A 24,564-nucleotide genomic window follows, 5' to 3' on the forward strand; every position below is an offset into this window, starting at 1 on the left:
CATCATCTATGTATTATCGTATTATAATAACTACCTCCACTTATCATCTAATTATCTAGAAAGTAAAAAACAACTGCAGAAGATAACAGTTGTTTTTTTAGAAGAAGCTTAGACGATTCTAGATTAATTCCGCTTCCTTTGCTCCAGTAATTACGGCAACGATATTGTTTCGAAGGGCATCTGCATCGTGCGCTTCGTATGGATCCACTTTGAAAACAACAGCATCTGCAATAAAGCCTTCTGCAATTTGCCCCAGCTCGTTACCGCTCCCCAGAATATCAGCAGCACTTTTAGTCGCAGCCTGCCACGCTTCTCTCCGAGTTAAGCCATAATCAATCAATGTATCCAGTTCTTGAAGGTTATAGCCATGTAGTGCAGGTGTGGCATAATCTGTACCGAATCCAATACGAACGCCTTCTCTTTTTGCATAATGAATGGCCTTGGAATGACATTCGGTAGCTCGGGCAGCTCGGTCGCAAATGATCGGGTTTAACGCTAGAACGCCTTTTGGGTCTGCAGCAATACGATAAATTGATGTGGTGGGCACAAACGCTACCCCCGAGTTAGCAAGTCTTCCTGCCTGATCCTCAGTTAAAAACATCCCATGCTCTATTGATGCCACGCCGGCCTGGATGGACCAGTCTATCGTCACTCCACCCCAGGTATGAACCAGTACCTTCTTATCATGGGCATGTGCATTACGAACAATGAACGCGAACTCTTCTTCGGAAAAGATCGGGTCAACGACTTTCTCGGTAGGTGCTCCAAGCCCGCCTGTGGCCATGATTTTTATCCAACCCGCTCCTGTAGCAAAGATTTCCGCCATGCGTTGTTCTAAATGCTTGAGACCACGGGCATCTGCTGCTCCAATCATATCGCTACTGGCCTGCACTCTTAATGGATGCTGATATTGCTGAACAAGATGCTGCACTGTGCTCGGCAGAATCCCACCTGCATCACGGGCAGTCGTTACACCCGTCCTAAGAGTAGCTTCAAAAGCTTGTGCCTGCATAATTTCGATCTGGTTGGCATCGCGCTTCAATTGATCAGAGTGGTCAAAATCTGTCCAAGCTAAATGCGTATGAAGATCAATAATACCCGGACTTAGCCACAGATCTGTTCCTGCAAGATTTGACTCCACTTGATGCGGCTCCGCTTCAGTAATGGATGAAAAACGACCATCCTTTATCACGACATCAAAACGTCTGCCTTCGATACCTGCTATAAAAATATCATTGAACGTTTGCAGCTCTGGATGCTTAAGGATCATCTTCATTCCCCCCATGCCAGCCGAACAGCTGCTAATGCCTGAACAGGGTCTTGTTTCAACAGTTCGGCAAGCGTGGATATAGCCTTCTCCACACTTTGCCGCTCAGCATTCGTTCCAAAATGGTTGATCCGCAGAAGATGGCCAAATAATTCTCCGTCTCCGGGAGCCACAATGCCTATAGGCTGCTCAATCCGCAACTCTTGCTTTTCAGAAATCCGCACCGTTGTAGTCAGCGTAGAATAATGTCTGCTGTCCTTTTGCCAAGGCTCAAGCCCCAAGGATTTAATACCAGCTACAGCAGCTGCTGCGGCTCGCTCATGGCGTTTGATTACTTGATCCAATCCTTCTTCTTCAATTCGTGTCAAAGCTTGAATCAAGGCTCTAGCCTCCAGCGTAGGAATGTTTGGGGCAACCCGCAGTGGCGCGGCGTCTCCCAGTGATGGTTTCAGATCCAGCAAGGATAAAATAGAATTGCGTGGAGCATTTTCATTCGACTCAAGAAATTCCCAGCCACGTGGAGAAATACTTACGGCACTAACACCGTTGGGTCCAGCTAAGGCTTTTTGCGCACCTATAACTGCAAAATCAACGGACCATTCATCCACCAGCAGGGCCTCTCCCCCAACCGCAGATACGGAGTCCGACACAGTAATAAGATTGAATTCTTTTGCAATTTCAAATATTTCTTTAGCAGGATTAGAGCCTCCAGTAACCACTTCAGCTTGAACAAAAGAAAGGGCACAAGGTTTAAACTCCTTAATTGCGGAAGCAACTTGGTCGCTAGTGACCACTTCATCAAAAGGAACCTTTACTTCAACAACCGTTGCTCCACCCCGCTCAAGCCATTTTCCAAATAAACTTCCATAGGGACCTGTTACTATATTTACAATGGTTCGACCAGGTGCAGCTATTCCGGCGGCTACCGCCTCGATTCCAAGGATTGCCTCAGCCGGGATGATAACTGGAGGGTGCTCAGTAAACAAAACTTTGGAAATTAAATGTGTTAGCTTATTGTACTCAGCCAGTGAAAGTGGCACGTATCCTTTATGTTCTCGGTTCATAAGAAAACCTCCTGATGTACTTTATTTTGGCATTTTCGGAACCGCTGACAACAGCTCATAACTGTATTCATGTTTAGGACGGATGAAGAATTGGTCCCGCGGACTCTGCTCCACGAGCTTTCCTTGCCGCATAACTGCTACCGTATCACTAATTGCATTGATTACACCTAGATCATGAGAAATAAAAAGCATGGTGAGATTAAGCTCAGCCTTCAGCGTATTAAACAGTTCGAGCACACTAAGCTGCACAGATACATCCAACGCACTTGTAGGTTCATCCGCGATCAGGATGCTTGGCTCAACACTTAATGCACGAGCGATCGCTATCCGTTGACGCTGGCCGCCGGAAAATTCATGTGGGAATTTGTCTAAGGCCTTCTGTTCTAAATGAACTTGATTCAAAAGCTCTTTGCATCTTTGTTCAACACCTGTACGCCCCACTATCTTATGAAACAATAAGGGCTCGGAAAGAATTTGCCTAATCGAATGTTTAGGATTTAGCGAAGCATCTGGATTTTGGAATATCATCTGGATTGTTTTGTGCTGCTCACGGCTTCTTTTCTTTTTTAATTCTTGGGTACCCAACAGAATCTGCCCCTCATTTGGGGCAATCAGTCCAGCAATTACTCGCGCCAGCGTAGATTTCCCTGATCCGGATTCTCCAACAAGCCCAAGGGTGGTGTGCTGCTCAAGATTCAGATTGATACGATCCAGTGCAGTAAAGCCGCCATAATCAACAGTTAAATCTTTTATTTGCAAGGCTAATTTCATGATTCTCTACTCCTTTCAAGCTCTGGCAAAGGAAGCACCGAATCAATCAGCATCTGTGTGTAAGGGTCTTTCGGATTTTGCAAAATATCAAGGGTATTGCCCTGCTCAACAATCTGTCCCTGTTTCATTACACATAGCCGTGAACACAAGTTTGCTGCAATCGCTAGGTTATGCGTAACAAATACCATGGCAAAACTGAGCTCATGCTGGAGGCTCGTGATCGTCTCAATAATTTGCCGTTGAACCGTGACGTCCAGCGCCGTTGTCGGTTCATCACAGAGAAGTATGCCTGGCTTGCACGCCAGTGCCAGAGCGATGACTACCCGTTGACACTGACCGCCTGACAGCTGACTCGGATACCGGTCCTTTTTCTTCAATGAATCGGGGAGACCAAGCCTTTCGAGCAGTTCCAGTGCAATTACCCGCGAGGTCTTACGGCTTACTCTCTGTCTGTAATACACAACTTCAGCCAGTTGTTTGACAACCGTACAGAGCGGATCAAGCGCACCTCTTGGATCTTGAAATACCATTGCACTGCTTACGGCACTTTTAATGGTGCCACCAGTCTGTTCAACACCATTTGGAAGCAAGCCTAAAATTGCACGCAGTGTAAGTGATTTTCCTGATCCCGATTCACCTACTAATCCCAGACTCTCCCCTTTACCCAGCGAAAAACTAACATTATTGACCAATCTCTCATTTGACTTAGCTGCCAGCGATAGCGCCTCTATTTCTAAAATGGGTTGTATAGACATCATTTTTTCCTCCATATGTCTGCCAAACCATCACCTAGGAGCGACAAAGCTATCCCCGTATACACCACTGCAAATCCCGGCACGGCCGAGAGCCACCAAGCTGTAGTGATGAAGGGCTGTCCATCTGAAATCATTGTCCCCCAGTCAGGAGTTGGCGGTGTAATGCCGATACCAAGATACCCGAGCGTAACAATGGCAACAAGCAATCCAATCATATCTGTCATAAGGACGACCACGGCTTGCGGAAGTACATTAGGCAGGAGATGACGTAAAATAATTTTCACTCCAGGTAGCCCTAAGGTTTGAGCGGATGCCACCCATTCCTGATTGCGAAAAGAAGCACTAAGACCTCTGACGACACGGGCAAAGACAATCCATCCTACAAAGATAAAAGTAATATAAATGCCTCGTTCTCCTGCTCCACTAGCAAAAGCAACGATAATAACGATCAGATAAAAAGGAAAGGCGATGAATGTATCTGACAACAGCGTAATAACTGTATCGATCCATTTGCCGTAATATCCTGCCAGCATTCCTAGAAATACACCTGTGCAAAAGGGAATGATTTCTGCCAAGACCATGATTTTCAAATCAGTCCTCGCTGCATAGATCAGTCTAGTAAACAAATCACGCCCTAACTGATCAGTTCCCAACCAATGTTCGGCTGACGGAGGCTGTAAAAAGGCACTCAAATTTTGCTCAGAGGGGTCATAAGGACTTATATAAGGTATAAACACAGTCAAGAGAATAAGAGCTGCAAACATAATAATTCCCACTAAAAGTGAAGGGGTATTCCATATTCGCTTTAAGCCGCTTGTTACCTTACCGTCTTCATACAATCGCGAGTCTAGTCTTATAGTTTTCATTGTTTTCCTTTCGTTCTGGGATCAAGCCACCAGGAAATGATTTCAATCAAGAGACTGATGATCACAACAGATAGCGCACAGTAAAGTGCTATTCCTTGAATAACCGGAAAGTCCCGTTTCGAAATTGAAGTGAACAATAAGCTGCCAATTCCCTTAATTCCAAATACCTGCTCAACGACCAAGGTGCCTCCGATTAAATAAGAAATATTCACACCCAGCAGCATTAGCGTAGGAAGAGCAGAGTTGCGCAGCACATGTTTAAATAAAATAACCCTGTTTGGTATGCCCGCAGCCTTAAGGGTGACTACAAAATCCGATTCTAACACTTCAAGCATCTGCGCTCTTAATGAACGAACAAGCGTAGGAACCTGTGAAAAAGCAACAGTGATTGCTGGAAGTGCAAGACTATGCAAGGTTCCGACCCACCCTTCACTTACTCCCCCAACAGGGAACCAGCCAAGCCGGACACTAAAGAGCAAAATTAAAAGTAAGCCAACCCAGAAGATTGGCATACCTAGAGTAATTGTAGGAAAAATACGTATCAAATGGTCCAGCAGTTTATCCTTATGCGTAGCGGCTACCGTAGCGAGCAGAAGAGATACAAAAATCGCCAACACACAAGCCATCACGATGAGCAGCAAAGTAACAGGGGCCCGTTGTGTAATCAACTCTCTTGTTGATGTCCCCATAATAATGGAGTTTCCAGTATCTCCTCGAGTAAACAGCGTCTTCACAAATCGGATGAATTGCTCCCATAAAGGGAGGTCCAGCCCAAGAGTATGATGCATACTCTTGAGCGCCTCAGGGGTGCTGTATTCTCCCAAAATCATTTTTGCTGGATCTCCCGGCACGATTCGAATGATGAAAAAGACTGCTATCATTACACAGAAGATCACTGCCAATGCTTTTATAAGAGATATCACAAGCCAGTTATAAGAACCCTTGCTTCCTTTCGGTTGATTTAACGCCTGCTTAAGATTCATCATTGGCTGATGCGGACATCTTCGAAACGGGCACTGCCGTTCGGTAGAACAACGAGACCGTCAACTGAAGAACGAATACCTTTTAAAACATCTGGATAGTAAAGCGGAATATACGGAACTTCATCAGCAAGGGTCTGCAGCAGCTTAGTATAGATTTGTGCACGTTCATCGCCATCCGCAGTTTTTTGTCCCTCATATAGAAGCTTCGTAACTTCATTATTTGTATAATGCGTCCAATATGATTTGCTGAAGCCTTCCGGATCAGTTTGGAAAGCAATAATTGAGTTCGCTTCAGGGGAATCCGCCTGACCGCTGTTCAGCATTGCCGCAAAATCATATGCGAAGAAACGTTCACGGAAAGTGGCAAGTTCAATCGATTCAATCTCAATCTTAATCCCGATCGTTTGACCCGCTGCCTGAATAATTTGTGCCTCTTGAGCTCTTGTGCTATTACCGGATGCTACAAGTAATTTGGTAGTGAAGCCATTAGGGAAGGCAGATTTTGCAAGCTCCTCCTTGGCTGCTTCGATATTAAAGTTCAGTGCTTTGATTGTATCATTTGCGTTATAAGGAATCGTTGTTGGCAGCAATGAGTTTGCTGTTTGTGCATAACCAAAGGTTAGCGCCTTGGTCAAGCCCTCACGATCAAGCGCCAGCGCCAGAGCGCGACGGACATGCACATCAGAAAAATGTTCATCCAACGTATTAAAGAACAATTGCTCTGTCACCCAACTACCGTTAGTAACTACTTTAGTGTCAGCCCCATCTTTAATCTCATTGGCATTTTGCAGAGCCAAAGATTCAATAGCATTAACTTCTCCAGCCTTCAGCTGGTTAATCGCTTGGCTGTCATCTTCAATCAGCTTATAAACAAGCTTATCAATATAGGGTTTACCTTCTTGCCAGTAGAATGTATTCTTAGTGAAGGTCAGATCACCTGCAGTGTCCCATGTTTCAACAACAAAAGGTCCCGTACCGATTGGTTTCTTGAAGAATTCTTCTTCGGATACTCCACCGAAATTGTTAGGAAGGATACCATTTGAGAAATTAGATAGCTCCGAGATAAATGGTGTATAAGGCTCTTTAAGTGTAATAACAAGCGTTTTGTTATCTTGCGCTTTGATTGTGTCGACCTTTGCAGATATTGCCAGCGGGCCGCCTACCTTCAAGTGCCGCTCAAGAGAGAAAACAGCATCTTCTGCAGTCACATCCGTACCATTTGAAAACTTCAAACCATCACGAAGCTCGAATGTATACGTCAGACCATCTTCACTGATAGTATGTGACTTAGCAAGCCAATCTACAATTTCACCTTCGCTGTCAAAAGCGACTAATGATTCAAAGACTTTGTCGATTGCAAAAGCATTGTTGGACGTAATCTGATTATGCAAATCCAGCGAAGTTACAGAAGCAGGTCGTCCATAGACGAAAGTCCCTCCCGTTGCAGGCTCTGCAGTTTGAGGACTTTGAGTTGCCGGACTCGCACTTTCCTGTGCCTCTTTATTTGAATCAGCCTTATTATTAGACCCCGAGCACCCTGCAATTAACATCAATAGCAAAACTGCTATTGCCCCCAACAGAATCGGTTTCTTAATAGATACACTAAAGTATGACATAATTTGCTCCCCCTATAATTCTTATATGTTTAGTATGAATTGTATTATGGGTTAAACACTGTAGTCTGTCAAACATAATTTAATTTGCAACAATCCTAAAGTAAATATACATAACAAAAAGACCACTGTCGATTACTCAACAGTGGTCTTGTGTGCTTGGCAACGTCCTACTCTCCCAGGACCCTTCGGTCCAAGTACCATCGGCGCTGGAGGGCTTAACGGTCGTGTTCGGGATGGGTACGCGTGGAACCCCTCCGCTATCGCCACCAAACATGCGTCTGTGAAACAGACGCTGCCGCGTGAAATTCGGTTCATCACCAGAAGTGACAATGAATTTCTAAGCGTGTTACAGGCTTGATGCCTGAAAACTGAATCCGAAACGAATTTGCATTCTAAGTATAGGATAAGCCCTCGACCGATTAGTATTGGTCAGCTCCATGCATTGCTGCACTTCCACCTCCAACCTATCTACCTCGTCGTCTTCAAGGGGTCTTACTAATTGGGAAATCTCATCTTGAGGGGGGCTTCACGCTTAGATGCTTTCAGCGCTTATCCCGTCCGTACGTAGCTACCCAGCCATGCTCCTGGCGGAACAACTGGTGCACCAGCGGTACGTCCATCCCGGTCCTCTCGTACTAAGGACAGCTCCTCTCAAATTTCCTGCGCCCACGACAGATAGGGACCGAACTGTCTCACGACGTTCTGAACCCAGCTCGCGTACCGCTTTAATGGGCGAACAGCCCAACCCTTGGGACCTACTTCAGCCCCAGGATGCGATGAGCCGACATCGAGGTGCCAAACCTCCCCGTCGATGTGGACTCTTGGGGGAGATAAGCCTGTTATCCCCAGGGTAGCTTTTATCCGTTGAGCGATGGCCCTTCCATGCGGTACCACCGGATCACTAAGTCCGACTTTCGTCCCTGCTCGACTTGTAGGTCTCGCAGTCAAGCTCCCTTATGCCTTTGCACTCTGCGAATGATTTCCAACCATTCTGAGGGAACCTTGGAACGCCTCCGTTACTCTTTAGGAGGCGACCGCCCCAGTCAAACTGCCCGCCTGACACGGTCCCCGTACCCGGTAAGGGTACTAGGTTAGAACCTAGATACGATCAGGGTGGTATCCCAACGGCGCCTCCACCGAAGCTTGCGCTCCGATTTCTACGGCTCCCACCTATCCTGTACAGATCGTACCCAAATTCAATATCAAGCTGCAGTAAAGCTCCATGGGGTCTTTCCGTCTTGTCGCGGGTAACCTGCATCTTCACAGGTATTAAAATTTCACCGGATCTCTCGTTGAGACAGCGCCCAAGTCGTTACGCCATTCGTGCGGGTCAGAATTTACCTGACAAGGAATTTCGCTACCTTAGGACCGTTATAGTTACGGCCGCCGTTTACTGGGGCTTCGGTTCATAGCTTCGGGTTACCCCTAACCACTCCCCTTAACCTTCCAGCACCGGGCAGGCGTCAGCCCGTATACTTCGCCTTGCGGCTTCGCACAGACCTGTGTTTTTGCTAAACAGTCGCTTGGGCCTTTTCACTGCGGCCCCCTCGTGCTATTCACACTACCGGGGCACCCCTTCTCCCGAAGTTACGGGGTCATTTTGCCGAGTTCCTTAACGAGAGTTCTTCCGCGCGCCTTAGAATTCTCTTCTCGCCTACCTGTGTCGGTTTGCGGTACGGGCACCTTCTCCTGGCTAGAGGCTTTTCTTGGCAGTGTGAGATCATGACCTTCGCTACTACAATTTTCGCTCCCCATCACAGCCCAGCCTTAACGATGTGCGGATTTGCCTACACATCAGCCTCACTGCTTAGACGGACATCCATCAGTCCGCGTCACTACCCTCCTGCGTCACCCCATCGCTCATAGCGGATTACGGTGGTACAGTAATTTCAAACTGTTGTCCTTCGACTACGCCTTTCGGCCTCGCCTTAGGTCCCGACTTACCCTGAGCGGACGAGCCTTCCTCAGGAAACCTTGGGCTTTCGGCGGATCAGATTCTCACTGATCTTTTCGTTACTCATACCGGCATTCTCACTTGTGTAGTGTCCAGCGCTCTTTTCAGTACACCTTCAACCCCTACACAACGCTCCCCTACCCCAGATACATACGTATCTAGCCATAGCTTCGGTGGTGTGTTTAGCCCCGTTACATTTTCGGCGCAGAGTCACTCGACCAGTGAGCTATTACGCACTCTTTCAATGGTGGCTGCTTCTAAGCCAACATCCTGGTTGTCTGTGCAACTCCACATCCTTTCCCACTTAACACACACTTGGGGACCTTAGCTGATGGTCTGGGCTGTTTCCCTTTTGACAATGGATCTTAGCACTCACTGTCTGACTCCCGGCAATAAGTATATGGCATTCGGAGTTTGACTGAGCTTGGTAATCCTTGCGGACCCCGCACCCAATCAGTGCTCTACCTCCACTACTCTTATACCGAGGCTAGCCCTAAAGCTATTTCGGGGAGAACCAGCTATCTCCGAGTTCGATTGGAATTTCTCCGCTACCCCCACCTCATCCCCGCACTTTTCAACGTACGTGGGTTCGGGCCTCCAGTGCGTGTTACCGCACCTTCACCCTGGACAGGGGTAGATCACACGGTTTCGGGTCTACGTCCACATACTCAATCGCCCTATTCAGACTCGCTTTCGCTGCGGCTCCACCTTCTCGGCTTAACCTTGCATGTTAAACGTAACTCGCCGGTTCATTCTACAAAAGGCACGCCATCACCCATAGATCGGGCTCTGACTTTTTGTAAGCACACGGTTTCAGGTTCTATTTCACTCCCCTTCCGGGGTGCTTTTCACCTTTCCCTCACGGTACTGTTTCACTATCGGTCGCCAGGTAGTATTTAGCCTTAGCAGATGGTCCTGCTGGATTCATACGGGGTTTCACGTGCCCCGCACTACTCGGGATCCGTCTCGGAGAGAACACAGTTTAGGTTACAGGGCTTTTACCTCTATCGCGGGCCTTTCCAGACCTCTTCACCTACCATATTCCTTTGTAACTCCATGTGAGACGTCCCACAACCCCTAAGAGCAAGCTCTTAGGTTTAGGCTGTTCCGCGTTCGCTCGCCGCTACTGACGGAATCACTATTGTTTTCTCTTCCTCAGGGTACTTAGATGTTTCAGTTCCCCTGGTCTGCCTCTACACACCCTATGTATTCAGGTATGAGTAACTGCGAATTACCACAGCTGGGTTTCCCCATTCGGACACCCCCGGATCAAAGCTTGCTTACAGCTCCCCGAGGCAGTTTCGTTGTTCGCCACGTCCTTCGTCGGCTCCTGGCGCCTAGGCATCCTCCGTGTGCTCTTATTAGCTTAACCTTGATTTTTCCGCAGGAAAATATCATACGATGACATTCTCTTTTGGAATCATCTCACTAATAACATTTACTTGTTTGCACAAGTTGCTAAAAGATGTTCTAAAACGCAAATTCGTTTCGGTATCCAGTTTTCAAGGATCAAGTCTTACTTGAGAGCTTAAACTCTCAAAACTGAGCAACGAGTGAGTAACAGGCCTAAACCTGAGTTTTGGAAGCTGAGCTTCCGATTTGAATGTTCTCATTGCAGAGAACGATTCTCCATAGAAAGGAGGTGATCCAGCCGCACCTTCCGATACGGCTACCTTGTTACGACTTCACCCCAATCATCTACCCCACCTTCGGCGGCTGGCTCCCTTGCGGGTTACCCCACCGACTTCGGGTGTTGTAAACTCTCGTGGTGTGACGGGCGGTGTGTACAAGACCCGGGAACGTATTCACCGCGGCATGCTGATCCGCGATTACTAGCAATTCCGACTTCATGCAGGCGAGTTGCAGCCTGCAATCCGAACTGAGACCGGCTTTGATGGGATTGGCTCCACCTCGCGGCTTCGCTTCCCGTTGTACCGGCCATTGTAGTACGTGTGTAGCCCAGGTCATAAGGGGCATGATGATTTGACGTCATCCCCACCTTCCTCCGGTTTGTCACCGGCAGTCACTCTAGAGTGCCCAGCATTACCTGCTGGCAACTAAAGTTAAGGGTTGCGCTCGTTGCGGGACTTAACCCAACATCTCACGACACGAGCTGACGACAACCATGCACCACCTGTCTCCTCTGTCCCGAAGGCCGCTGCTATCTCTAGCAGATTCAGAGGGATGTCAAGACCTGGTAAGGTTCTTCGCGTTGCTTCGAATTAAACCACATACTCCACTGCTTGTGCGGGTCCCCGTCAATTCCTTTGAGTTTCAGTCTTGCGACCGTACTCCCCAGGCGGAGTGCTTACTGTGTTAACTTCGGCACCAAGGGTATCGAAACCCCTAACACCTAGCACTCATCGTTTACGGCGTGGACTACCAGGGTATCTAATCCTGTTTGCTCCCCACGCTTTCGCGCCTCAGCGTCAGTTACAGCCCAGAAAGTCGCCTTCGCCACTGGTGTTCCTCCACATATCTACGCATTTCACCGCTACACGTGGAATTCCACTTTCCTCTTCTGTACTCAAGCCACCCAGTTTCCAGTGCGACCTCAGGTTGAGCCCAAGGTTTAAACACCAGACTTAAATAGCCGCCTGCGCGCGCTTTACGCCCAATAATTCCGGACAACGCTTGCCCCCTACGTATTACCGCGGCTGCTGGCACGTAGTTAGCCGGGGCTTTCTTCTCAGGTACCGTCACTCCGGTAGCAGTTACTCTACCGGACGTTCTTCCCTGGCAACAGAGCTTTACGATCCGAAAACCTTCATCACTCACGCGGCGTTGCTCCGTCAGGCTTTCGCCCATTGCGGAAGATTCCCTACTGCTGCCTCCCGTAGGAGTCTGGGCCGTGTCTCAGTCCCAGTGTGGCCGTTCACCCTCTCAGGTCGGCTACGCATCGTCGCCTTGGTGGGCCGTTACCCCACCAACTAGCTAATGCGCCGCAGGCCCATCCCTCAGTGACAGATTGCTCCGTCTTTCATTCTTCTCTCAGGAGAAAAAAGAAATTATCCGGTATTAGCTACCGTTTCCGGTAGTTATCCCAGTCTGAAGGGCAGGTTGCCTACGTGTTACTCACCCGTCCGCCGCTAAGTTATTTTGAAAGCAAGCTTTCAAAATAACTCCGCTCGACTTGCATGTATTAGGCACGCCGCCAGCGTTCGTCCTGAGCCAGGATCAAACTCTCCAATTAGTATTGAAAAGAGCGATATGCTCATTTTGAAACATCTGACGAGAAAATTAATTCTCTAATTTTGGATATCACTTGCGTGATTTCCTACTCACTCGTTGTTCAGTTTTCAAAGATCAAGTTCTCGTTGGCGCCGTTTAATGTCTCAGCAGCAACTCTTATACTATATCATGTTCGGCTATTTAATGTCAAGCTCTTTTTTCAACTTCTTTTTCGAGCTCGGCATGTGTATTTCTTGGCCGGACTTATAATATATCATGTATAGAGAAGCATTGCAAGAGTTTTTTTGAAATATAATAGATAAATGAGAGACTGTGCTGCCATAAGCCTCAATACTGCGATATATAATGGCTAGCACAGCCTTATTCCCTTGTAACTACACCCTAAGCAATGATCTCTTGAATATACAATTCACGTTCCAACATCAAGTTAACTATCGTATCTTCAATTTTAACCATCGGACGTGTAGGGTTTGCGCGATCAGTGAAGATAATCTCCCCATGACGGCCATCACTTAATTTGATTCTAGTGCCATTAAAGAGATCAGTGCTCTTCTGTATAAACGTCTGCACAATCACTGGGTCAAGCTTACCGAAGCTTTCTGTCAGAATCTGCTCTAGTACCAAATAAGGAGACTGTGCTCTTCTGTAGGCTCTTTCTAAGGTCATAGCATGGAATATATCTGCTACTGCGACTACTTTAGCGTAGAAATGAATCTGACTGCCATCCAGCTTCAATGGATAACCAGAGCCATCAACCTTCTCATGATGCTGCAAGGCGGCAAGTCTTACCCCTTCATTAATCGCTGTAACATTGCGTAATAATTGATAACCATATGTAGTGTGTCGGCGAACCTCTTCTATTTCACTATTGTTAAGTGACTCCGGTTTCTGTAAAAGTGAGCTGTCTACTTTTGCATTGCCGATATCATGTAATAATCCTGCAAAAGCAATCTGCATCCAATCCTTTTGTGGGTACCCACACCACTGAGCGATTTTATAGGAGGTCAACGCGGACAACACAGCATTGTGATAGTTGTAATCCTCATATTTTAAAGTGCGCGGTGTAAACTTCAAGACATGATAATCCTTCAAATAACCTATTAGTGTCTCTAACTGACTGCGAAGCTCAAAAATAGGAAGTGAAGCTGCCGTTACCGATCGATAGCTGTTCTTAATAAGAGTGAGCATTTTATCGTATTCATCATGTAGAGGAGAATTAGTCTTGGCCAACATCGATTCATTGATAATGGCTCCAGCTTTAGGGGAAGCTTGCTTAGCTGTTGTTTTGGCTCCATCCGAACTCGCCTCACCTTGGTCACCTTCGATTTCCACTTGCCCAATCAAAAAAGCCTGTAAAATATCTAGATCACGAGGGAGCAATATTTTTCCCTTAGTGAATAAAGTCCCCCCTAAAGGTGTAATTACATCCTTTATTATCTTTGAGCCTGCTTTAACTTCTCCAACCAATATATTTGGCATATACTCAGCCCCTTAATTTCTATAAGCCGTACACCCAGCATTACCTCACATTGATAAGACAGATAATTTCTGAGAAATTAGTACTTTATAGGATTCTATTGGCTAATTATAGTACGGATAAATGGAAGACACTAGTGCAGTGAAAACTATTCTTTCAAAATATTTATTTTATTTTTTGAAGCATCGGTCATTCAAAAAGCAGCAAAAAGAGCAAGAACTTCTGTAATAGAAGCCCTTGCTCTTTTTTGAATTCAACCTATTCTAAGTCAGTGTCTTCGTCCTCAGTCAGGATCTCAGGCTGATCAATATCGCCAGATTCCTCGACTGTATCTTGCCCATCCAGGCCTTCTTGCCCTTCCAAGCCTTCCAGACCTTCCACTTCCTCAGACTCATCCTCTTCGTTCTTGTCAGCTCTACACAGGGTAGCTACTGCGTCATCCTCACGGATGTTAATCAGCTTAACCCCTTGAGCATAACGGCCCATAGTAGAAATTCCATCCATGCTGGTACGAATCAGGGTGCCGCTAGTCGTAATGATCATTAAGTCTTCATCCTTCTTAACGACCTTAAGACCCACTACAGGACCATTCTTATCGGTGAGATTAATGGTCTTGATCCCTTTACCGCCACGAGTCTGTGAACGATAATCACCGGCTGGTGTCCGTTTACCATAACCCTTGGTAGTAACAATCAGAACCTCAAGCTCCTTATCGACACAGTCCATACCAATGACATGGTCATTACCGTCAAGCGTAATACCCTTAACGCCAGTCGCGCTACGTCCCATAGAACGCACATCATTCTCTGAGAACGTAATCGACATTCCGCGAGCTGTACCGATAATGAGATTTTGCTGTCCATCAGTCAGCTTAACCTCGATCAGGGAATCTTCTTCACGAAGATTAATAGCAATAAGACCGCCTTTACGGATGTTGTTATAATCCCCAAGAGGCGTCTTCTTCACGATACCCTCGCGGGTAGCAAAGAATAAATATTTGTCGCTATCGCCATCTTCCACTTGGATTACCGCACTAATCTTCTCACCTTGTTCGATTTGAATCAGGTTGATGATTGGCGTCCCCCGGGCTGTACGGCCCAATTCTGGGATCTCATAAGCTTTAATCCGGTAAACTTTACCCTTATCGGTAAAGAACATCAGATAGTTATGAGAGTTACTCACGAAGAGATGCTCCACAAAATCCTGGTCCTTGGTGTCCATCCCCATGACTCCGCGACCTCCGCGCTTCTGACTGCGGTAGGTGCTGACAGGTAGACGTTTGATATATCCTGTATGTGTAATAGTGATAACAACCTCTTCACGTGGAATAAGGTCTTCATCCAGGATACTTTCTTCACCAACCGTAATCTCTGTCCGGCGTTCATCAGAATATCTATCACGGATATCCTGCAGCTCGTTGCTGATGATTTCCAGTACAAGATGCTCGTTAGCCAGAATTTCACGGTACTCTGCAATTTTAACGATCAATTCGTTATATTCATTCTCGATCTTTTCCCGTTCCAGACCGGTCAGACGTTGCATCCGCATATCGAGGATAGCCTGAGCCTGCTCTAAACTGAGGCTAAAGGTGCTCATTAAGCCTTCGCGGGCTATATCAGTTGTCCGTGAAGCACGGATTAACGCAATCACTTCATCCAGATGATCAAGCGCAATGCGCAGACCTTCTAAGATATGAGCGCGTGCTTCAGCTTTTTTAAGATCAAATATAGTACGACGACGAATAACTTCAATCTGGTGCTGCAAATAATGATAAAGTACATCACGCAGATTAAGAATTTTCGGCTCGTTATTTACGATGGCAAGCATGTTGATCCCAAATGTGGATTGCATAGAAGTATGTTTATATAGATTGTTTAATACTACATTTGGATTAACATCGCGTCTCATCTCAACAACTACACGCATACCGTTACGGTCAGACTCATCTCGAAGATCCGTTATACCTTCGATCCGTTTCTCACGTACTAATTCTGCGATTTTTTCAACCAATCTTGCTTTGTTAACCTGGTATGGAAGCTCATGCACAATGATGCGAGCCTTGCCGTTGTTCTCTTCGATCGTTGCCTTCGCACGCATGGTTACTGAACCACGCCCCGTACGATAAGCCTGACGAATGCCCTCACGACCCAAAATATATCCAGCCGTAGGGAAATCCGGACCTTGGATAAACTCCATCAATTCCATTGGCGTGATATCAGGATTCTTAATCATCGCCTGCACACCATCGATAACTTCACCAAGGTTATGCGGTGGAATATTAGTAGCCATACCTACAGCAATACCAGATACCCCATTTACGAGCAGATTCGGATAACGGGCTGGCAATACAACCGGCTCATTCTCTTCACCATCATAGTTGGGTGCGAAGTCAACTGTCTCTTTGTTCAAATCACGAAGCATTTCGCCTGCAATCTTGGAAAGACGGGCTTCTGTGTACCGCATCGCCGCGGCCATATCACCATCAATCGAACCAAAGTTCCCGTGACCGTCTACAAGCATATAGCGCATCGAGAAATCCTGAGCCATCCGTACCATTGTTTCATAGACAGCTGAGTCACCGTGAGGGTGGTACTTACCAATAACCTCACCGACGATTCTTGCAGATTTCTTATGAGGCTTATCCGCAGACATTCCAAGCTCCGACATCGCAAACAAAATGCGTCGGTGAACCGGCTTGAGTCCGTCCCGCACATCTGGCAAAGCCCGGCTAACAATGATGCTCATTGCGTAATCCATAAAGGATTCACGCATTTCCACGCCAATGTCCCGATCTTTGACTTGTGGGTTATTTTGTTCAGCCATGAGTTGCTGGACCTCCTTCAGTTAAAAAACCGCTACCCTTAATTATATTACTTTCACAAAAGTAGCACAATTAAACATGATAGCCTTTTATCTTCTAATATTGATTTCTTTTTGCGCTTATCAGGGTATTTGCCCTTTCCGCAAATATCTTTACTACATAGACTGTAAAGACAAGAAACACGGTTTTATTATCCTAATATCGCTCGATAAGGCATAACCCCATATCCTTATATTATACCATTGTTTAGGTAGCTTGTCCTGATTTTCAGCTGTCAAAGATTATGCTGCCACTGCATTTTTTACAACAAGGAACCCAAAGGACCTATTCCTGCACAAAACTCATAAGGAGGAAGATAATGAAGATTCAACGCGTCCCAAGCAAATGGGCTAAAACGAAAGTCATCCTTCAAAATCACTCTCTATTGCAATATGTGCCTGATACCCGTAAATTCGATGTCAATGCTCTTAAGGAGATGCTTGCGTTATATACAATGGTCTATATTAAGCCAGATCGAGGAAGTTATGGTATCGGTGTAATGAGAGCTGAGCAGCGTACTGTAACTCTTAGCACTAGCAAACAGAAAGCTGAACACGGTACCGACCTCGATAATGTTAATAAAGAAGAGCCCGAAGAACAGATCTTGTATATTTTAAGATATGGGAAGACTGCGGAAGTGTTTTTCTCACCAGAAGAGCTGTATGAGAACTTACAGAAACGAATTCAGAATCGAACCTATTTGATTCAAAAAGGGATTGACCTTCTGCGTCATCATGACCGCCCTTTTGATCTTCGGGTTCTTACCCAAAAGACACCATCAGGAGTATGGGAAACAACAGGAATGCTTGGAAGAGTAGCTGCCCCTCAAAAAATCGTCACCAATTATCACAGTGGAGGCAGTATCCTTTCCGTAAGTACTCTACTAAAAAATTATATGCCACCCTCTGAAGTCCTAGTTACGATCAATCACTTAAAAGCTTTGGGTATACAAATCGCGACACAGCTTCAATCTGCCTATCCAGGAATCAAAGAGATTGGTCTGGATATTGCCATGGATCAACATCTGGATATGTGGCTGCTGGAAGTCAACACTCTTCCGTCCATTGCTGTATTCAAATTATTTCCTGATAAATCAATCTATCGTAAAATACATCGCTATGCCGTAGCCTATGGACGTGTAAAAGCAAGAAAATCCCCTTATTCGACCCGCAATAAACAATCTACAAGAGCCTAAAAAGAAGCTTGAAATCAAAGAACCTCCAGCGTTCTCATTCCGTTAGGAATAGAAGCCGGAGGTTGTATTAAATATTGTTCTTACACATCAAGGTATCTAACGTTCTTGGCATGCTCATGGATAAAGTCACGTCTTGGTTCAACATTGTCACCCATAAGTGTATCAAAAATACTATCTGCCAGCATTGCATCTTCAATCGTAACCTGGAGCATCATACGGGTTTCTGGGTCCATCGTTGTGTCCCAAAGTTGGGTTGCATTCATCTCTCCCAAACCTTTGTAACGTTGGACGTTAACCTTAGCATTTTCTCCAAAAGAAGCGATAATATCATCGCGTTCCTTCTCGCTGCCTGCGTAGCGGATAACCTTATTGCGCTCAATCTTAAAAAGAGGAGGCTGTGCAATATAGATATAACCCGCGTCTACTAGCTTCCGCATGTAACGATAGAAGAACGTTAATAATAGCGTTCTAATATGGGCTCCATCGACGTCGGCATCGGTCATAATAACCACTTTATGGTAGCGAGCCTTCGATAAGTCAAAGTCATCGCTGATCCCTGTGCCCAAAGCCGTAATGATGGCGCGTATCTCAGCGTTAGATAAAATACGGTCAAGGCGAGCTTTTTCAACGTTTAGGATCTTACCACGCAACGGTAGAATCGCTTGGAAATGGCGATCCCGGCCTTGCTTAGCCGATCCACCCGCTGAGTCACCTTCGACGATGTATAGTTCACTGATCGAGGCATCCTTGGATGAACAGTCGGCGAGTTTACCAGGCAGAGCACTCACTTCAAGCGCGCTCTTCCGACGGGTTAACTCACGTGCCTTACGGGCAGCTTCTCGTGCGCGCGACGCGGAAAGTGACTTCTCAAGAACGCGGCGTGATACTGCTGGGTTTTCTTCCAGGAACTCTTGTAATTTCTCTCCGAACAGTGATTCTACGATACCCCGCACTTCACTATTTCCGAGCTTAGTTTTCGTTTGACCTTCGAATTGTGGATCTGGAATTTTGACAGAAATAATGGCTGTCAATCCTTCACGCACGTCATCACCAGTCAGATTCGAATTGCTATCCTTCAGTACTCCCGCTTTACGAGCATAATCGTTGATGATACGGGTCAGCGCACTTTTAAAGCCGGATTCATGCGTTCCGCCCTCATGCGTATTAATATTATTCGCAAAAGAGTAGATGTTCTCAGTATACGAATCGTTATATTGGAGAGCCACTTCAACTTGGATCATATCGCGTGAGCCTTCCACGTAGATCGGATCCTCATGTAGTGCTTCTTTTTTCTCATTCAAATATTTCACATATTCAACGATACCACCCTCGTATTTGAACACGTTGGTGACATCCGTCCGCTCATCATGAAGCGAAAGCTCGATTCCTTTGTTTAGAAAAGCTAGCTCCCGAATACGAGTAAGCAGTGTCGAATATTCAAAAACTGTGGTTTCCGTAAATATTTCAGGATCCGGATGAAAGGTTGTAGTCGTTCCTGTCTCATCTGAATCGCCAACAATTTTGATATCATACTGCGGTGCACCACGTCTATATTCCTGTTGGTAGATATGACCGTCACGTTTGACCTTAACAAGGACCTTTTCAGACAAGGCATTCACTACAGAGATACCCACACCATGCAAACCACCGGAAACTTTATATCCGCCACCGCCGAATTTACCGCCTGCATGCAGCACGGTCATTACGACTTCAAGCGTCGACTTTTTAAGCTTTACATTCTCACCTACAGGTATGCCACGTCCATTATCGATAACAGTGATCGCGTTATCCTCATGTATAATCACTTGAATCCGGTCACAATAACCTGCGAGTGCCTCATCGATACTATTATCGACGACCTCCCATACCAAGTGATGGAGACCTTTAGAACTAGTCGAACCAATATACATGCCCGGACGTTTCCGAACCGCTTCCAGCCCTTCCAGTACCTGAATCTGGCTCTCATCATATGTCGGTTGATTCATTGACATGCCTTCACCTACTTCTTTCTGATTATCTCTTTGTTACCCAATGCAAGTTATATTTCGAGCAAAATTTTGGCTCTTTTTTTAAGAGTGGAGGAGGAAATGGGGGAGTAATACACGATATTTTTAGTTACGACAATAGATTTTGCTTCCTCTTCGCCAATCCGCTCAAGCTTCTTATCCTGCTCAGAGTGAATAACGAATTGCTTAGATACCTTGGAAGATTTCTCAATCGAAATATCAAATATAGCAATTAACTCCGAAGACCTAATGATCTTCTCCCCGCCCAAATGAATATACATGATCGTCCTCCGCTCTTTTATAACTCAACTTTTCCATCATGAACATGAAATAGGCTGGCGCCCTTTAATTTATCGGCATTCAGACCCTCAATTCCGGTAGCGGTAATGAATGTCTGTACCTTGCTTTGAAAGGTTTCAATAAGCTGGGTCTGGCGGTAAGGATCAAGCTCGGATAAAACATCATCAAGAAGCAGCACAGGATATTCTCCGATTTCCTCGTGGATCAGCTCGATTTCCGCCAGCTTAAGCGATAAAGCCGTGGTACGCTGCTGTCCTTGAGAACCGTAGACCTGAGCTTCCCTTCCGTTGATAAAAAAGGACAGGTCATCCCGATGGGGACCCGTCAGCGTCATGCCGCGCCTGATTTCTTGTTCTCTCGTTTGTGATAACTTTAACATAAAATTGTCTAATAAGACAGCTTCATCTTCCTCATCCCGATCGCCGAAAGAGGGGACATAGAGCAATTTCAGTTCTTCTCCGCCGTTCGTAATCCCCCGGTGAATGCTTTCAGCCCATATTTGCAGCTTCTTTATGAATTGTTTCCTTTTTTTGACGATTTTAACACCATGCTCTACAAGTTGAGCATCCCAGATTTCCAGAAGTTCTTTCCCTGCAGCCTCTTTTCCCCATAATTGCTTTAAGAGATTACCTCTTTGCAAGAGTATTTTTTGATACTGCTGTAGGTGAAATAGATAACTAGGCTGGACTTGGCCGATCTCCATATCAAGAAAACGCCGTCTGATACCAGGGGTCCCTTTTACAATCTCTAAATCTTCCGGTGCAAACATGACCACATTCAGAGATCCAACAAACTCACTAAGGCGCCGCTGCTCCAAGCCATTGATCTTGGCTTTTTTACCTTTGGCAGATAGGGTGAGCTCCAGCTTGAGATCGCCATACTTTCGTTCTACCTCGGCAACGATCTGAGCTGCATCTCCGGGGGCATCGAAGGAGATAAGTTCACGGTCCTTAGAGGTACGGTGGCTTTTGGTCATCGCCAGGACGAACAATGCCTCCATGAGGTTTGTTTTGCCTTGGGCGTTCTGACCCAGAATCAGATTCACATCGCCCAGGCTCTCCAGACGCAGCAGCCCGTAATTCCGATAATGCTGCAGACCGATATTTTTAACAAACACGAAATGGTTCCTCCCCTAGCGTACTACTCTTTTACTCCTCCGCCTTCAACCTCAAAGGTACCGTTATCCTGCACTTCGATTTTGTCACCCGGATAAAGTTTTCTGCCGCGCCGTTCCTCTACCTCTCCGTTGACCAGTACGTGACCTTCCTGCAATAAAGCTTTGGCCATTCCACCTGTGGATACACAATCTGCGAGTTTTAGAAATTGGTCCAGCTTAATGTATCCACTGTGGATAAGTATTTTTTTCATGGTTTTTATCCTTTCAGCCACTTATCCACATGTTCATGAATGTTGGCATTAATTTGTTGTACGGTAAGGCAAAATGATATACAAGCTATTGGTTTGGTCAAGTGGTTTCAAAATGATCGGACTCATCATCCCTGTAAATGCAATAACGAGCTGCTCACTCTCTATGACCTTTAATACATCAAGCATATATTTCGAGTTAAAAGAGATTTTGAGAGGTTCACCTTTGAAATCAATGACTTCAAGTTCCTCGCGAACTTTACCCAGCTCTGATGAGCTTGAAGAAATTTCAATACCGCCTTGATCAAGCGTCTGCATACGAACAATATTTGTTTTTTCTTCCCGGGACAGCAAATAAGCACGATCAATCGATTCGCTTAATTTTTTTGTATCTAAAGTTAGTTCTGTTTTGTAGGTTGTTGGAATAATTCTAGAAGTATCAGGATAAATCCCATCTAGGATCCGTGAATAAAACAGTACTTTGTCGATTTTGAAGAGAACTTGATTATCCGCAACGACAATATCAACCAGCATATTTTGGTCAGGGATAATTTTGCTGAGCTCATTAAGGGTTTTACCGGCAATAACAATATTTCCGAAATTGACATTTTCCGTGCCTTCAAGTTTAGCAGCTCTTGTTGCCAAGCGGTGACGGTCAGTCGCTGTAAACTTAAACTCATTGTCGCTCAGATTCCATAGTATACCCGTTAATATCGGAGTTGTCTCTTGGGTAGAAATAGAAAAGGCTGTTTGTTTAATCATATTTTTCAGCAAATCACCTGGTAGAGAGATCGTGTCATTCTCTTCAATGCTCGGTAACACAGGAAATTCTTCAGGGTCTAAACCAACCATCTGAATCTCAGTGGATCCGGAAGAAATGTACGTTTGGAATCCTTCTTTTACTTCCATGTGGATTTCTTTGGAGGGCAGCTTCTTAATAATCTCGACGAAAAATTTAGCGGGAAGAACAACACTTCCTGGCTGATCTATCTTCACGATGGTGTGGCTGTCATTCTCTGCTGGAATAAACGATTGAATAGAAATATCGGTATCACTTGCAGTTAATGTGACGCCTTGATGGCTAACTTCCAGTTTAATACCGGTCAGAATAGGGATTGTTGTTCTGCTGGATATAGCTTTGGATACGTGTTGAATGGATTCGTTGAGCTCATTTTTAAGAATGCTTATTTTCATGATTTCACTCCTAGCTGAAAAATTGGGAATTTCGATGGATTTGAGTCTGTTAATTACGCGTCTTTACATGATGAATTATTATAGTTATTTAATAGTATTAGTAGTAGGGGCGACGAATATGTGGATAACCCCACCAAACAGCATAAAATTAAGCCTACCCACATGTGTATAGATTGTGTATAGGCTCTTTGTTCCTCTTAGGAAGGATTTTTAATTTTCTCCGCAAGATTATTTACCACTTTGTACAACTCCTGATCGACCTTTAATGCCTGTGTAATTTTATCGTGCGCATGAATTACGGTCGTATGGTCACGTCCTCCGAAAGCCTCACCAATCTTAGGCAGTGAATAATCCGTTAGTTCACGGGATAGATACATTGCGATTTGACGTGGAAACGCTACGGCTTTGGTTCTTTTTCGTGCTTTGAAGTCTTCAAGGCGCAAATTGTAGTATTCTCCGACTTTTTGCTGAATATCAGCGATGGTGATCATCTTGGGACGACTGGAAGGAATAATATCCTTGAGCGCTTCAGCTGCCAAATGAGTGGTTACATCCTGGTTGGTAAGCGAAGAATAAGCAACTACCCGGATTAATGCACCCTCAAGCTCACGAATATTGGTGTCAATCTGGTTGGCAATATACATCATGGCCTCATTAGGGATATCAAGGTTCTCTGCCTTAGCCTTTTTGCGTAAAATCGCAATCCGGGTCTCCAGATCTGGTGGTTGAATATCCGTAATCAAGCCCCATTCGAACCGGGAACGCAGCCGTTCTTCCAGTGTGGGAATTTCCTTTGGTGGTCGGTCGCTGGAGATGATAATTTGCTTGCGTTCTTCGTGGAGCGCATTGAAAGTATGGAAAAACTCCTCCTGTGTAGACTCTTTTCCAGCGAGGAATTGAATGTCGTCGATAAGCAAAATGTCAACATTACGATACTTGTTACGGAAGCTTTCACCGCGGTTATCACGGATCGAATTGATAAATTCATTCGTGAATTTCTCAGACGAGATGTAAATTACCTTGTTATTTGGGTTATGTTCCAGGACATAGTGCCCAATTGCGTGCATCAAATGGGTTTTGCCCAGACCTACACCACCGTATAAAAACAAGGGATTGTATGCTTTGGCTGGTGCTTCGGCCACTGCCAGTGAGGCTGCATGCGCAAAGCGGTTCCCAGAGCCGATTACAAAGGTGTCAAAAGTGTACTTTGGATTAAGCAGATGCGTTTGTGCTTCTTCTCTTGATACTACGGGAGTCGGAGCGGATTGCTGAACCACAAGCTCAGGCGGCTTGCTTTCTTCAATCACGAATTTTACATCCACTTGTTTCCCTGTGACTTCGTAGACGGTTGCTCCTACCAGTTTGGTGTAACGACTTTCCAGCCATTCTACAGCAAACGTTGTAGGTGCCGAGATAATGAGAACCTGGGAGTTGAAGGTTATCGCTTTAGTAGCCTTAAACCAGGTATCAAAGCTCGGCTTGCTTAATTTGGTTTGAATAATCGATAAAATTTGCTGCCATAATTCGGAAGTATGGCTGTCCACAGACTGTCACTCCTTTAAATCTTCCAAATGTGGCATCAGCCATGAAGTGGAAATGTCGAAGAAAATAGGTTGGTGCTGATATTTATCCCCAGTAGGCAATATGAAGAGACAAAAAAATATGGATAAATTTGATTTGTTCACAACTTTATCCACAG

Annotated in this window: 16 protein-coding genes and 3 rRNA genes; 1 reads left to right on the top strand and 18 read right to left on the bottom strand. The window is 45.5% G+C overall.

Annotated features, from left to right (window positions below; genetic code table 11):
* Positions 1–118: 118 nt before the first annotated feature.
* The 12 genes from MKY63_RS10355 to gyrA all read right to left on the bottom strand — a co-directional run bounded on the left by MKY63_RS10355 (position 119) and on the right by gyrA (position 16,768).
* Positions 119–1,270, bottom strand: coding sequence for an amidohydrolase family protein (locus MKY63_RS10355; protein ID WP_076216158.1), 1,152 nt, complete (start codon positions 1,268–1,270; stop codon positions 119–121).
* A gap of 2 nt (positions 1,271–1,272) precedes the next feature.
* On the bottom strand, positions 1,273–2,331 hold the full coding sequence (locus MKY63_RS10360; RefSeq protein WP_076106941.1) for an aminotransferase class V-fold PLP-dependent enzyme: 1,059 nt from the start codon (positions 2,329–2,331) through the stop codon (positions 1,273–1,275).
* A gap of 21 nt (positions 2,332–2,352) precedes the next feature.
* Positions 2,353–3,102 carry an ATP-binding cassette domain-containing protein gene (locus MKY63_RS10365; protein ID WP_076142584.1) on the bottom strand — a complete coding sequence of 250 codons (750 nt, stop codon included), beginning with the start codon at positions 3,100–3,102 and terminating at the stop codon, positions 2,353–2,355.
* Positions 3,099–3,860, bottom strand: a complete 762-nt coding sequence (locus tag MKY63_RS10370; RefSeq protein WP_339812708.1) for an ABC transporter ATP-binding protein — start codon at positions 3,858–3,860, stop codon at positions 3,099–3,101. The genes MKY63_RS10365 and MKY63_RS10370 overlap by 4 nt, the downstream gene beginning before the upstream one ends.
* On the bottom strand, positions 3,857–4,723 hold the full coding sequence (locus MKY63_RS10375; RefSeq protein ID WP_143763191.1) for an ABC transporter permease: 867 nt from the start codon (positions 4,721–4,723) through the stop codon (positions 3,857–3,859). Before MKY63_RS10375 ends, MKY63_RS10370 begins: the two co-directional genes overlap by 4 nt.
* Positions 4,720–5,709 carry an ABC transporter permease gene (locus tag MKY63_RS10380; RefSeq protein WP_063829812.1) on the bottom strand — a complete coding sequence of 330 codons (990 nt, stop codon included), beginning with the start codon at positions 5,707–5,709 and terminating at the stop codon, positions 4,720–4,722. Before MKY63_RS10380 ends, MKY63_RS10375 begins: the two co-directional genes overlap by 4 nt.
* Complete coding sequence (locus tag MKY63_RS10385; RefSeq protein ID WP_076101044.1) at positions 5,706–7,322, bottom strand: ABC transporter substrate-binding protein; 1,617 nt, start codon at positions 7,320–7,322, stop codon at positions 5,706–5,708. Before MKY63_RS10385 ends, MKY63_RS10380 begins: the two co-directional genes overlap by 4 nt.
* Positions 7,323–7,476: 154 nt before the next feature.
* Positions 7,477–7,593: ribosomal RNA gene (gene rrf / locus MKY63_RS10390) — 5S ribosomal RNA — on the bottom strand.
* A 128-nt stretch (positions 7,594–7,721) separates the two neighbouring features.
* Positions 7,722–10,648 (bottom strand): 23S ribosomal RNA (locus MKY63_RS10395).
* 263 nt (positions 10,649–10,911) lie between these two features.
* Positions 10,912–12,469, bottom strand: a 16S ribosomal RNA gene (locus MKY63_RS10400).
* The 16S, 23S and 5S rRNA genes sit together here, the layout of an rRNA operon.
* A gap of 380 nt (positions 12,470–12,849) precedes the next feature.
* On the bottom strand, positions 12,850–13,947 hold the full coding sequence (locus MKY63_RS10405) for an HD-GYP domain-containing protein (protein WP_339812711.1): 1,098 nt from the start codon (positions 13,945–13,947) through the stop codon (positions 12,850–12,852).
* A gap of 256 nt (positions 13,948–14,203) precedes the next feature.
* Positions 14,204–16,768, bottom strand: coding sequence for a DNA gyrase subunit A (gene gyrA, locus MKY63_RS10410; RefSeq protein WP_036677722.1), 2,565 nt, complete (start codon positions 16,766–16,768; stop codon positions 14,204–14,206).
* A gap of 356 nt (positions 16,769–17,124) precedes the next feature.
* Between gyrA and MKY63_RS10415 the strand changes: the two genes are divergently transcribed.
* Entirely contained in the window at positions 17,125–18,000 is an 876-nt protein-coding gene (locus tag MKY63_RS10415) for a YheC/YheD family protein (protein ID WP_339812715.1), read from the top strand.
* Positions 18,001–18,080: 80 nt separating this feature from the next.
* Here MKY63_RS10415 and gyrB read toward each other — a convergent pair whose 3' ends face one another.
* From gyrB to dnaA, 6 genes are all read right to left on the bottom strand, one after another.
* Entirely contained in the window at positions 18,081–19,991 is a 1,911-nt protein-coding gene (gene gyrB, locus MKY63_RS10420; RefSeq protein WP_036677726.1) for a DNA topoisomerase (ATP-hydrolyzing) subunit B, read from the bottom strand.
* A gap of 47 nt (positions 19,992–20,038) precedes the next feature.
* Entirely contained in the window at positions 20,039–20,287 is a 249-nt protein-coding gene (locus tag MKY63_RS10425; protein WP_036677731.1) for an extracellular matrix/biofilm biosynthesis regulator RemA family protein, read from the bottom strand.
* Positions 20,288–20,304: 17 nt separating this feature from the next.
* Positions 20,305–21,423 (bottom strand): DNA replication/repair protein RecF, encoded by a 1,119-nt coding sequence (gene recF / locus MKY63_RS10430; RefSeq protein ID WP_036677733.1) that lies wholly within the window; start codon positions 21,421–21,423, stop codon positions 20,305–20,307.
* Positions 21,424–21,446: 23 nt separating this feature from the next.
* Positions 21,447–21,674: a S4 domain-containing protein YaaA gene (gene yaaA, locus MKY63_RS10435; protein ID WP_036677736.1), complete on the bottom strand. Its 228-nt coding sequence runs from the start codon at positions 21,672–21,674 to the stop codon at positions 21,447–21,449.
* 48 nt (positions 21,675–21,722) lie between these two features.
* On the bottom strand, positions 21,723–22,865 hold the full coding sequence (gene dnaN / locus MKY63_RS10440; protein ID WP_036677739.1) for a DNA polymerase III subunit beta: 1,143 nt from the start codon (positions 22,863–22,865) through the stop codon (positions 21,723–21,725).
* 197 nt (positions 22,866–23,062) lie between these two features.
* Positions 23,063–24,409, bottom strand: coding sequence for a chromosomal replication initiator protein DnaA (dnaA, locus tag MKY63_RS10445; protein ID WP_036677741.1), 1,347 nt, complete (start codon positions 24,407–24,409; stop codon positions 23,063–23,065).
* Positions 24,410–24,564: the final 155 nt, after the last annotated feature.

Origin of the sequence: Paenibacillus sp. FSL R7-0189 (assembly GCF_037969925.1) — a bacterium.
Classification (GTDB): domain Bacteria; phylum Bacillota; class Bacilli; order Paenibacillales; family Paenibacillaceae; genus Paenibacillus_AQ; species Paenibacillus_AQ odorifer.

What these genes read in the sequence shown, in the direction of transcription:
- MKY63_RS10415 (WP_339812715.1), top strand. Translation starts at nt 17,125, where the DNA reads ATGAAGATTCAACGCGTCCCAAGCAAATGGGCTAAAACGAAAGTCATC.
- yaaA (WP_036677736.1), bottom strand. Translation starts at nt 21,674, where the DNA reads ATGAAAAAAATACTTATCCACAGTGGATACATTAAGCTGGACCAATTT.
- MKY63_RS10355 (WP_076216158.1), bottom strand. Translation starts at nt 1,270, where the DNA reads ATGATCCTTAAGCATCCAGAGCTGCAAACGTTCAATGATATTTTTATA.
- gyrA (WP_036677722.1), bottom strand. Translation starts at nt 16,768, where the DNA reads ATGGCTGAACAAAATAACCCACAAGTCAAAGATCGGGACATTGGCGTG.
- MKY63_RS10385 (WP_076101044.1), bottom strand. Translation starts at nt 7,322, where the DNA reads ATGTCATACTTTAGTGTATCTATTAAGAAACCGATTCTGTTGGGGGCA.
- MKY63_RS10425 (WP_036677731.1), bottom strand. Translation starts at nt 20,287, where the DNA reads ATGTATATTCATTTGGGCGGGGAGAAGATCATTAGGTCTTCGGAGTTA.
- MKY63_RS10405 (WP_339812711.1), bottom strand. Translation starts at nt 13,947, where the DNA reads ATGCCAAATATATTGGTTGGAGAAGTTAAAGCAGGCTCAAAGATAATA.
- dnaN (WP_036677739.1), bottom strand. Translation starts at nt 22,865, where the DNA reads ATGAAAATAAGCATTCTTAAAAATGAGCTCAACGAATCCATTCAACAC.
- MKY63_RS10365 (WP_076142584.1), bottom strand. Translation starts at nt 3,102, where the DNA reads ATGAAATTAGCCTTGCAAATAAAAGATTTAACTGTTGATTATGGCGGC.
- MKY63_RS10370 (WP_339812708.1), bottom strand. Translation starts at nt 3,860, where the DNA reads ATGATGTCTATACAACCCATTTTAGAAATAGAGGCGCTATCGCTGGCA.
- MKY63_RS10360 (WP_076106941.1), bottom strand. Translation starts at nt 2,331, where the DNA reads ATGAACCGAGAACATAAAGGATACGTGCCACTTTCACTGGCTGAGTAC.
- gyrB (WP_036677726.1), bottom strand. Translation starts at nt 19,991, where the DNA reads ATGTCAATGAATCAACCGACATATGATGAGAGCCAGATTCAGGTACTG.
- MKY63_RS10380 (WP_063829812.1), bottom strand. Translation starts at nt 5,709, where the DNA reads ATGATGAATCTTAAGCAGGCGTTAAATCAACCGAAAGGAAGCAAGGGT.
- MKY63_RS10375 (WP_143763191.1), bottom strand. Translation starts at nt 4,723, where the DNA reads ATGAAAACTATAAGACTAGACTCGCGATTGTATGAAGACGGTAAGGTA.